We start from the raw sequence: 10,571 nt of genomic DNA, 5'->3' as shown, positions 1-10,571 counted from the left end.
TCCCGAGGACGATGGCACTCTTTTTTCAGTAAACGCGTGCATAATTCAGGCTAGGCCTGCTCAGAGAAGCAGTGAGAAGAGGCGTGCGTCAGGCAAGGGTCTTCGGCATCACATTGCCTTGTTGTTGTCTGCCAAAGGAATACGAATGGCCTGTTGGGGAGAATGAGAAGCCAAGGCTATTCGCAGAATTGAAGATTGAGAGTTGCCGCGATGTGTTTTGGTCAATTTAGAGAGAACATATAACAATGAGTATGTTTCAGGGAATAGTAAGACAATTCCTCTTCAAGCTAACAAGAACCAGGAACCAGACAATTCTGAAGCTTTTCTGGAACTACAGAGCAAAGGACATCCATCAGACTTGGGGTGAAGACAGTAGTGATTATTCAACTGTTGAGAAAGTAATAGAAATGACTGTTCCAGCAACGATCCTCGATATCGGTTGTGGTAGCGGAAGGCTTTTCCCTGTTTACGAAAAAATGGGAATCAAGAAAGTTGTTGCACAAGATATTGCCGCAAGTGCGGTGAGGCTCTGCAAAGAAAGATTCCCAAATCTCAACTACGATTATGAGACGAAAGATATACTGAAACTCGAATATCCAGAACAGTACTTCGATTTGATAATTTCAAATAGGGTTCTTTCAGCAGTGCTGCCCGAGAGATTGGAGTCGACACTGAAGCATTTGTCAAAACTTGCGAGAAACATCTATCTAAACGAACTAAGCGATTCTGATGATACGGGTTCCGTATCTTCGTATTGGTTCAAGCATGATTACAGTGCATTGAGCACGAGATTCGGTTTTGAGATTTTGCAGCAAGGCAAGATTAGCAAGCAAAGCTGGTTTCTATTTGGCAGGAAGTGATTCCTGATCCTCAATCGGGATACCCCCTGTAACTTGACGCGCAAGTAGAGTTGCAGTCGGCAACAATTGGTGATAATCTTCGATGTCTCAGTGGTCTTTTGGAGTGTTCAAAAGCTGTGAAATCCGATGCGCTCAAAGAAATCGTAAGGAAGGTCGTCGAGGAAGTGCTCACGGACGCGGAACCATCTGCGCGGGCCGGGCAGGCTGTATGTGAAAAGACCTCTGCCCTCGGGTCCGGGAAGAAGCTCACGACCGTTGCACTTGGCTCTGACCATGCTGGCTATCCCCTTAAGAAGAAGCTGAAAACGTTTTTGCTTGAAGATATGAACTGTTCTGTTATAGACTGCGGCACCAACAGTGCGGATCCGGTCGATTATCCGGACATCGCCCTTCAGGTAGCGCTCTCCGTCGCTGAAGGAAGATGCCAGCGCGGGATTATGATCGATTCTGCCGGCATTGGCTCTTCTGTCACAGCAAACAAGGTGAAAGGAATAAGAGCTGCACTCTGTCACGATGTCTTTACTGCAACCACATCCAGGGAACATACGAATTCCAACGTCCTCACACTTGGCTCAAGGGTTCTCAATCCCGGCCTCGCAAAGCAGGTCGTGCGGGTTTGGCTCAGGACTCAATTCTCCGGCGGCAGACACCAGAAGCGCCTGGACAAGATTGACAGGTTTGAAGAGAATCCCAGGTGAGGGCGACATTGATCATCAAACCATTGGCGATCGTCAGTGGGCTGGAGTGACCGAGCATTGGTATCATCAATCCTTGACCCGGAAAGTGAAGTATGATAAATTCTTGTCGATGTTGATTGTGGGTTGCAGGTCGAGCGTCACTGATTGCGGATTGAGTTCAAGTCGTGAAGCGGGATTTAGCCAAAAGGTGTAGTCAGCATCCCACGCCTTCGAACGGAGCTTGGCGATATGATGTCCAGCAGACTTAGATTGATCCTCGGCATGGCAATAATCCTCACAGCCTTTCCCCGGATTTCATTCTCTGAGACTCCAGGCACTCTTCGCGGCAGAGTGACGGACACAGTAACCGGGCGGCCGCTCCCGGGCGTAAACGTTGCCATAAAGGAGCTCGAAATCGGCGCTCTCACCGCCGAAGATGGAATCTATCTGATAGCCAGGGTCCCGCCTGGAACATACACAATTCTCGTAAGAATGCTCGGCTACACTCCAATAACAAAAACAGCCCTAAGAATCGAGGCCGGCCTCCCTACGATACTCGAAGTTAACATGACGGAGACGGTCGTCTCGCAAGAGAAGGAAACCAACGTCATTGCCGAGAGACCTCTGGTTGAGGTCAAAGTCCCCTCGACGGTCCGGAGCGTGACCGGAAGGGACATCCAGCAGATGTCGGTTCAGAGCGTGGTTGATCTTATCGGGAGACAGCCCGGCGTTTCGAAAGTTGATGAAGAGATACACATAAGAGGCGGAAGAGTGGATGAAGTTGCCTACTATCTAGAGGGAGTGAGGGTCAGGGATCTTATTGGAGGCACATCAGGGGCTGAGAACGTTGGCTCACGCTCGGTGGCTGAGATGAACGTTATCACGGGCGGCTTCAATGCAGAATACGGTGAAGCCCTCTCCGGGATTGTTGAGGTGAAGACGAAGGAGGGCGGGAAGGATTATCACGGTCTTGTTCTCTACACGACGGACCATCCCGGCCTTTTCGACTACTTCAACTCCGACCAGATAAACGTGCAGATCGGCGGACCTGAGCCGATTCTCAAGAGAGTGATTTCACCGTTCGGTCTCGAAGTTCCGGGGCAGCTTACCTTTTTCCTTGATGCTTCCACCAGTCTCAGCGACACGTATCTGCCGGGCATAAGAAGCCTCCCAGGCAATAAGAAACTGAGACCAAATTACGTGGATGAGACGCCGTGGGGCGATCTCCGGTACGGGAGCTTTCTTACGCCAAGACAGGACAACAAGTGGATGGGTTCAGGCAAGCTCGTGTGGAAACCCTCGGTGAACAAGAAGTTCGAACTTTTCTACAGCAAGATGATCGGCATCGATCAGGGCTTTTCGGAATTCGACATAGGAGACATTACCAGAACGACGACCGGATATGCGTGGGAGTGGAGTAGGAGAATGGATCATTATCAAACAGTCACGCAGGATAGAAACATTACGACTCTGACTTTCACGCAGGGACTCGGGAGGACTGCTTATCATGTGTTGCGCCTCTCAAGGGTCTTCTCTTCTAATCATAGGGACGTGGCCGGGAAACTCTGGTGGGAGTATGAGAAGCCCCATGATGAAGATCTCCCGGACAGCTTGAACAGTCCCTACTTCTACGATACGGGCGATGCTCCGGACTGGCGAGACAGGTACGGTGAAACCTACACCGGAAGCTGGACTCTGGCCAAGAGATTCCCGCCAAATCACAACTTGAAGACCGGGATCGAGAGCTCTTTCGAGAACGTTCAGTACATAAGCATAAGATACCCTTGGGCAGGAAGCTCGCCCCTAGGCGAACAGTTTGACCTCTTTCATGTTTATCCTGCGACCGGCGCCCTCTACGTGCAAGACCAGTTCGAGTTTGAGGGTCTTGTCGGCAACGTGGGAGTCAGATACGACTACTGGTTTCCGGGAAAACAGCTCGAGCGGGCTGTTGCGAACTTGGAGAGTCAGACAATTACTCCGTTCATAAGGGAAGGTTTCTACCGCGATACAAAAAAGGTATTCGGTGAAAGAATGAAGACGCGTACATCCCCCCGCCTTGCAATCTCCTTCCCCATAACTGAGAGCGATAACCTGTTCTTCAATTATGGAAGATTTTCCCAGAGACCTACGTATTATTACGTCTATTCGAAGATGAGCGCCGCATCGACTGAGAAATATCCAAGAATCGGAAATCCAAACTTGAATCCCGAGGTCTCGGTTCAGTACGAGCTCGGAGCCAGGCGTCTCTTTGGACAGAGTATTGGCGTGAACGTTGTCCTTTTCAACAAAGACATCTATGACTACCCGACTGCTGCGACTGTCAAGGAAGGGTATTTCATCTACAGAAACGTTGACTATGCCAGGTCACGCGGCATCGAAATAGAGCTCAAGAAGAGGAGGATTGATCGCATCTCGGGCTCGATCGACTACACTTATTCTCTCGCGACCGGGAAAAGCTCGGATCCCAGCGCGGCCGCACTTGTCAGGGAACTCGGTGGGAATCCACAGGAAAGCGAGCTCGGAGAAGTGTTCATGTGGTGGAACAGACCTCACAAGCTTTCCTTGGGCTTTGACTACAGAGTCTCCAGCAAGGAGAAGGAAGTGAAGGTTCTCGGCTTGCCATTCTTCTCAGGCTGGGGCTTTAACCTCTATGGTCTCATATGGTCGGGCCGCGCCTACACGCCGGTCAATTTGAAGTACGAGGAGCTTGCTGAGAAGTATTCAAAGAACGGACGGTTCGAAGTGACGTGGGACCTGAGGTTCGAGAAGGAACTCCCGAAGAATTTCCGGCTCACCTTCCAGGGGTGGAACATCTTCAATGAAAGAACCGCGGTCAGGCTTGATCCGGTTACCGGCAAGCCATATAAGCTCGGCGAAGGAAGCTTGGTGACCTACACGAGGTATCAGGAAGCACAGTATAGTGACCCTTCACTTTCCGGCAGGCCAAGGAACTTCAAACTAGGCATAGAGTGGGACTGGTGAGAAAACACATCGCTTCGCTCTTCTTGAGCTTCGGGATTCTCCTCACGGGGATAATTTCAATTCTCCTTCTGGCCGTCTCTCCCGCTGAGCTTCTTGCTCAAACCAATCTAGGAGGCCAGAGGTCCGGCACTTCGAGCGGTACATTCCTTAAGATACCTGTGGGTGCCAGGGCTTCGGCGATGGGAGGCGTATTTGTCGCGATTGCCGACGATGCGAGTGACATGTCGTGGAACGTGGGCGGGCTGACCAATCTCACCAAGCCAGAGGTGCTCGTAACAAGAATAGAGTGGCCGGCAGATATTATTTACGACTACGTCAGTATCGTCTATCCGGTCATTTCCATGAATAGCGCCTTCGGCATCCAGGCGGGGACGCTTAGAACCGATCTCCTCGAGACGACCGAATACTATCCGTACGGCACAGGAAGAACTTTTGGTTTCAACGATACTTACGTGGGAATTGGCTTTGCGAGAAGATTTACGGATAAGCTCTCGATCGGCGTGGGAGCCAAGTATCTCATCGAAGAGCTCGGGACAGAAGTCGGCGGCCCGACCTCCGGCGCCTGGCTTCTCGATGTCGGCACAGCATACCGTGTGGGGTTCCAATCCTTGAGGATGGCAATTGTCTTGAGCAATTTTGGCCCACAGCTCAGACCTTCGGGGAGTTACGACTTTGGAGGCCGGACCTTTGGCTACCAATCATTCTCGCCTCCTACGACATTCAAGTTCGGAGCAGCAATGGATCTTCTTCAGAACAGCTTCTACAGACTTACGTCTTCTGTCGAGCTGCATCATCCCGCTGACAACGCCGAGACCATCAAGGCAGGCGGAGAATTGACGTTCTCGGACAATCTTGCCTTTAGGGCCGGCTATGATTTCAACTCCGACACTCCTGCGTTCTCGTTTGGCGGAGGGATCAAGGCAGGCATGGGGTTTGCGAGAGGAAGCGTCGATTACGCATTCAGAGACGCAGGGCTCTTCGGGAAGATAAGCCAGTTTTCGGTCTCACTCTCTTTTTGATGACATCTTATGGCTCAGACCAAAGGGAAGACTAGCAGATTCATGAAACTTGAGCATCTCGCGGCGTCCGTGCTCATACTCGGTGTCCTCGTTGTGGGCTGCGGGCACAAGATGAGTCTTCCCCCCCCTCCCGAGGCTGCGCCAATTCCCGGAGATGTTTACACCTGGCTTGGAGAGTGGGATGGCCTCTCCAAAGTGTCAGATATCCTTCTTACAAGACACGCACCGGGGGCAAGCCTCATAGCGGTGGGAGACAGCTTGAAGGCCGTTGCCTTCTACCCGGGTTCCGTGAGCGCATCGAAGAATCCAAAGGTAAATCCGTCGGTTGACTTCTCTTCATCCGGTCTATTGAGCCCGAAGCTTATAGCAGAAGGAAGTAATGGCGACATCTACATCTATGATGAGGGCGACACCACGATAAAGAAATTCGGTAGGACCGGTGGGGCCGGCACGTGGAGTTTCCGGGATACGACTTCATGGGTATCCGTGGTGGGAATTGCTGTTGATGACAGCGGCAATGTTTTCGTCGCCGATGAAGTGCGTAAAACCGTGAAGAAATACAGCTCCAGCGGCTACGACCTCGGGATATGGACCGATCAGGGCTTGGGCGATGGCTATATCGGGAAACCCTCCCAGCTTTACTACGATGGACAAGGGCTTCTGATTGCTGACAAAGGCGACGGCATCTACCCGCCGCGGGTGATCAAGATAAGGACAGATATCCCGAGAACCGGCACGATTACGGCGGTCAAAGAGGCAGAGGGAAAAGCGCTGTTGGATCCATCGGACGTTTACGCGGACAAAGTCTTCAATATCTATGTTGCTGATACAGGGAACAATCGCGTGCTCAAGCTTACTCCGTATGGGGTCTTTGAGAAGGTTGTCAATTCTTATATCCCTCCGACGGCCACAGCTGTGAGCAACGTGATCGCCATTACGGCGAGCGAGAACCGGGTTCACATGGTTGATAAGGCAGCCAGCAGGGTTGTTATCTATGAGTACAAATAGTAAGCCACTCATCGCAGCTTTTTCTTTTCTCTTCTTGTTCTCTGTTCTTGCGGGTACTGCGTTATCGAAGGGGCTTCCTCCGAGAAGCAGTGACCACAATTCCTCCAAGAATGTGGAGCCCTACAGACTTACTTTCACCCCAAGCGACTCAGTTATTGCCGACGAGAAAACAACATCGCTGTCAAAAGTCTGCCTTGCTGTCACAAACTATGGTTTTTTTGGAAACAATTTCAGAAGCAGGGCACCATCGTTTGAATATCCGTGTGGCTCCGGCATCGACCACATGGTAAGAGGCGGAATCTGGATTGGGGGATTCAACACGGACATTGGAGAGACTCTGGTGTCGACCTCGACTGTTGATGGCTACGCAGGTGGCTCCCCAATAGCCGCCTGCGAATTCACTCCCCATCCTGACACAACTGCTCTTCATGAAAGGTCCACTCTTCCGCACAGCAAATACTATGTTCCAACTGGCCCAGACAGCGCAATTTCCGAGCAGGATTTCATCGCCAAATACAGCGATATTCCTGGCTTCACGAAGCCGGGCGGCGAAGATCACGTACCTCTCAAAGTCGACGTCAGACAGGAGACTTATTGTTGGAGCTTTAAACGCTACAACGCCTTTGTCCTCGTAAGGCTCTTCATCAAGAACATATGCGGCAGCGGCTGCTTCTTAAAAGATGTTTATGTCGGCCTTTACTCGGAACTTGCATCGGGTTACAAGCCAGAGTACCCGACATGGCCTACGAGCGGATGGTATGCGAAAAAGGACATAGAATACTCTGACAGTCTCAGTCTTTGTTTGGAACACCACTACCAATCGGAGGATGGGCTCCAGCGCGCAACAAGCTGGTCAGGAATACAGTACCTGGGTTCGACAGGAAGCCCACCGAGCGACACTCTCCAGACTGTTTCTTTCAACTGGTGGACCTGGAGACCCGGTGCAACTGACAAGGATACTGACGTCGAGAGATATCGGTTAATGTCCAATGGAGAAATCGACGACGCAAGTGGAGTGGAAGCCAATCAACGCTGCCCCACCTGCGACCCAGTTTGCAGAGATGTTGACTGTGACCCTGTCCAGCTCATTTCAGTAGGTCCATTCAAGGAGATAGGACCAGACTCAACAATAGTCGTTTGCTTTGCCTTTGTTGCCGGTGATAACAGAGCGGATCTGATCAAGAATGCGGCATGGGCGAAAGAGGTCTACAACTCTGATTTCGTTACCTACACCCCGCCGCCCTCACCGCGGCTCAAGATATTTCCGAGGAAAGGTGAGCTTGTCCTGAGGTGGGACAACAGTTCCCGCAGATACAAAGATCCGAAGAGTGGGAAGCAGGATTTTGAGGGATTCAGGATCTATGAAAGTAAAGACAATTTGAGTTTCAACCTCATCAAGGAGGTCGATCTGGCAACTGACACAATTGCCTATAACACGGGGCTTGATGAGATCGACCTCAGGGGGGACTCGCTTTTTGTCATAACCCCGACCGATGCTTTTTGGTGCCAGTACGGCTACACGCTGGGCGGCCTCAAGGATGGGTTCAAGTACTGGCTGGCAGTGACTGCATTTGACACGGGCGAGATTGATGTGCAGAGCCTTGAGTCTGGACTCGCTTTCAACAAGACATTGGCGATTCCGGGGCCGGCACAGGATGAGAGAGGTTCGAAGGTGGTGGTCTTCCCGAACCCTTACAGGGGAAGAGCGGCCTGGGATGGGACGCTTACGAGAGACCGATTCATCTGGTTTGCTAACCTTCCGCCGAGGGCTCAGATCAACATCTATTCGCTTTCAGGCGACCTCATCGACACCATAGATTTTGACGCTGCAACCTATGCTGCCCAGAACGCCAGGGGAGTCGTGAATCCCGGGGGACAGATTCCGTCAACTGACGAGGGCCTGCCCAAACTTTCGGGGAGCATGTGTGCCTGGGATATGTTAACAAGCTATGATCAGATCGTTGCCACAGGACTATATATCTTCTCGGTAAAGGACAAGGACACCGGGAAAGTTGAGCTTGGGAAGTTCCTGATACTCAGGTAGAAAAGGAGTTTGCATCAATGAAGCACTCCGGGAATGAGAGTTGGGAGAGAGATTTGACTGCGCATGCCAGAAGAACCATTCGGCTCAAAGGTCTCTCGGTTGGACTACTCCTTGTTATCAGTCTTTCTCTGGCACTTATCCTTGTATCTTGTTCAAAGAAAGGCTCGCGCATTTTTTCCCTGGGAATTCATCCCAAGACCTATCTCTTCCTTTCCATTCCTGATTCAGTGAGCACTGACTCTCTCCACATCCAGCTTTACAGGCAGGTCATTCACTGGTGGGGTGAAGATCAGGACGGCGAGGTCGTGGGGTACTACTGGAGGTGGGAGTTTGACCCGGCGTGCACAGAGTGTCCTGATTCCCTTGAGACGTGGCATTTCACCACACTAACTTCGGATACCTTCTGGGTGCCGGTTCCACACCAGCGGGCAAAGCACACGTTCTACGTAAAGGCCGTGGATAACGAGGGGCTTGAAGATCTTTCGCCTCCACACCACGCGTTCTACCTGAAGAACTCATCACCCTCAATCGTGCTCCGGGGGTCTGAGGATGGCGCTATTGCGTTGCCCGACACTTCATTCCCTGTCCTTACGGTTTTCTGGTCGGCAACGGACCCGGACGGGGACAACACTGTGAAGTACGTAAGGTTGTGGCTGGAATCCGGGGGCAAGAGGTATGGCGTGAAGCTTGCTGATGCCAAGACAGGAAGCTACACGTTTGTACCGGCGGACTTCGTTGACTCAAGCGGTGTCAGTCATGATGGCACAACGACTTTGTATGCCCAGGCAATTGACGACGGGACATCGGAGAGCTCAGTAGTGTCACGCTCATGGAACGTGAAGCGAATATCGGGAAGGGTTCTTCTTATTGACGACCTCCCAAACAATGTCCCGAATTACTCTGTCCAGTACGATAATTTCTACAGGACTCAAATCTACACAGCCACATCCGGGGCCTATTCACTTCTTGACGTTGGCTTGATTTCTCCTGCTGTTCCAGGTGCCGGTGAGTTTCGCTCGGCGGATGAGGCCTACGCCCTTCTCTCTCAGTTCGAGAAGTGCGTCTGGTACACCGACGTCAGGCGCTCGAGATCAACCTCCTTGGCCAGGGCCGAAAGCGCAATAGGGAAATACCTTAGGGCTGGCGGAAAACTTCTTCTTATCAGTGGCAACGCAGTCGCCTCAAGCCTGGACCAAAGCGGGGAAAGTTACACATGGAGAGGCAGTCTTACCGCGAACTTTGCATCTGAGTTCTGTAACGTCAAGTTCCGTGGGGTAGGCCATGCGGCCAACGTTTACTACAATAACGACACATACTACACCAATCCCGTAAGCATCCAATCGACGAATTTCACTGTCCTTGCGGGCAAGAAGATTTTCGGATGGACGCTGCCGATTACCTCATGGTACCCCGACCCGACCGATTCAACGGGGACCGTGCTTCCTCCTGGCATACACGTGATGAATTGCCACTACTGGCCCGATTCGGTGGATGCTGCCAAGCTGACGGACTCTCGAAGACCACTCTACTTCATGAGATACCGGGACGTTTACGGGGGAACGAGCCAGAGCTCAGTACGCATGGTCATCGCTTTTGCAAGAGACGACTTGCCTAATGATGGCAAGCTGGTCTTCGCTGGTTTTCAGGTATCAAGGGCTTCCACAGCCATCATGACCAAACTCCTCCATGAAGTAGACATAAACTAGTGTCGTGTCCCGGAAGTTCCTTGTCTATGTCTTTGCCCAGGGACACGACACTTTCATAGGGGCGACAGCCCCTGTGAAAGTGCTGGGGCACCGCACAACAAGTTCGCGAATTTATGTGACACAGCACTAGGACCTCCCCCCGGGAAGTCCTGGCCCCAATCTATGCCCTCCGTTTCAACGCATCTGTGTTGCTGCGCGATTTCGCTGCCGGGCACTCAGATGTTGAACGTCAATTGTTTTTCCCGTTGGCGACAATTAGAATTCCCGTTTTTTCG

The 10,571-nt window shown here is 51.7% G+C and carries 6 protein-coding genes and 1 pseudogene; all 7 read left to right on the top strand.

What is annotated here, in order from left to right:
- The first annotated feature begins 245 nt into the window (after nt 1–245).
- The 7 genes and pseudogenes from QME66_11450 to QME66_11420 all read left to right on the top strand — a co-directional run bounded on the left by QME66_11450 (nt 246) and on the right by QME66_11420 (nt 10,296).
- On the top strand, nt 246–860 hold the full coding sequence (locus QME66_11450; protein MDI6809578.1) for a class I SAM-dependent methyltransferase: 615 nt from the start codon (nt 246–248) through the stop codon (nt 858–860).
- A 254-nt stretch (nt 861–1,114) separates the two neighbouring features.
- Nucleotides 1,115–1,558, top strand: a pseudogene (gene rpiB / locus QME66_11445) (ribose 5-phosphate isomerase B).
- A gap of 228 nt (nt 1,559–1,786) precedes the next feature.
- Nucleotides 1,787–4,519, top strand: a complete 2,733-nt coding sequence (locus QME66_11440) for a TonB-dependent receptor (protein ID MDI6809577.1) — start codon at nt 1,787–1,789, stop codon at nt 4,517–4,519.
- A complete protein-coding gene (locus QME66_11435; GenBank protein ID MDI6809576.1) occupies nt 4,516–5,538 on the top strand; it encodes a PorV/PorQ family protein in 1,023 nt (340 codons plus the stop codon). Before QME66_11440 ends, QME66_11435 begins: the two co-directional genes overlap by 4 nt.
- 42 nt (nt 5,539–5,580) lie before the next feature.
- Nucleotides 5,581–6,546: a hypothetical protein gene (locus QME66_11430; GenBank protein ID MDI6809575.1), complete on the top strand. Its 966-nt coding sequence runs from the start codon at nt 5,581–5,583 to the stop codon at nt 6,544–6,546.
- The gene (locus tag QME66_11425) at nt 6,533–8,590 is read left to right on the top strand and encodes a hypothetical protein (GenBank protein MDI6809574.1); all 2,058 of its coding nucleotides are present in this window, start codon (nt 6,533–6,535) and stop codon (nt 8,588–8,590) included. The genes QME66_11430 and QME66_11425 overlap by 14 nt, the downstream gene beginning before the upstream one ends.
- 17 nt (nt 8,591–8,607) lie before the next feature.
- Entirely contained in the window at nt 8,608–10,296 is a 1,689-nt protein-coding gene (locus QME66_11420; GenBank protein MDI6809573.1) for a hypothetical protein, read from the top strand.
- Nucleotides 10,297–10,571: the final 275 nt, after the last annotated feature.

This window comes from Candidatus Eisenbacteria bacterium, from assembly GCA_030017955.1.
Taxonomy (GTDB): Bacteria; Eisenbacteria; RBG-16-71-46; order JASEGR01; family JASEGR01; genus JASEGR01.
The sequence above is the reverse complement of the archived record's forward strand: the minus strand, read 5'-3'. Positions and strand labels throughout refer to the sequence as shown.

Coding starts and splice junctions, on each gene's coding strand:
- QME66_11450 (MDI6809578.1), top strand. CDS start 246: ATGAGTATGTTTCAGGGAATAGTAAGACAATTCCTCTTCAAGCTAACA.
- QME66_11430 (MDI6809575.1), top strand. CDS start 5,581: ATGAAACTTGAGCATCTCGCGGCGTCCGTGCTCATACTCGGTGTCCTC.
- QME66_11425 (MDI6809574.1), top strand. CDS start 6,533: ATGAGTACAAATAGTAAGCCACTCATCGCAGCTTTTTCTTTTCTCTTC.
- QME66_11420 (MDI6809573.1), top strand. CDS start 8,608: ATGAAGCACTCCGGGAATGAGAGTTGGGAGAGAGATTTGACTGCGCAT.
- QME66_11440 (MDI6809577.1), top strand. CDS start 1,787: ATGATGTCCAGCAGACTTAGATTGATCCTCGGCATGGCAATAATCCTC.